The sequence below is a fragment of the Mesorhizobium sp. M6A.T.Ce.TU.016.01.1.1 genome (assembly GCF_003997065.1).
Taxonomy (GTDB): Bacteria; Pseudomonadota; Alphaproteobacteria; order Rhizobiales; family Rhizobiaceae; genus Mesorhizobium; species Mesorhizobium mediterraneum.
This window is the reverse complement of the sequence record NZ_RZTJ01000123.1, coordinates 1-477: the sequence shown is the minus strand read 5'-3', so window position 1 is coordinate 477 and position 477 is coordinate 1. Positions and strand designations below refer to the sequence as shown.

Here is a 477-nt window from a genome sequence, read left to right as displayed (position 1 = left end):
GGCACCGGAGATGGCATCAAGGTTTTTGTCGTCGATCGCTTCCCTGAGCCAGCCGGCCGAGAATTCGCCCGACAGCTTCTCGCCCATGTCGAGTGCAAGGCCAGCGCGGGCGCCGAGCCGCGTCGACGAGCGCTCGAAGCCTTCATTGTCGATGCGTTGATCATAGGTCCGGCGGCCGACCTCGATTTCAGTGAACGGGGTCAGGGCAGGGGAGATCTCGTAGCCGGTGCGCAACGTCGCGGTGTAGAGCGTCGAGTCCTGATCCTTCTGCGACAGCGAGGTGCCGTCCGAGAGCTTGGCGTCGCCGTAAAAATCGTGCGAGACCGCGCCGGTTAGCGTGTACTGCATCTTGCCGAGATGCTTTTCGACGGCGAGGCTGCCATCGATGGTCTGCCGCAGCGGTTGCTTGCTGACGCCGGCAATGGCGTCCGGTGATGATGCCGATTCCGGCACGGCCTCGTAGCCGAGCTTGGCGAT

1 protein-coding gene is annotated in these 477 nt (G+C 63.5%); it reads right to left on the bottom strand.

Annotation, left to right across the window (positions count from 1 at the left end; translation table 11 throughout):
- On the bottom strand, nt 1–477 hold a 477-nt coding region (locus EOC94_RS33555; protein WP_148128467.1), incomplete at both ends, for an outer membrane beta-barrel protein.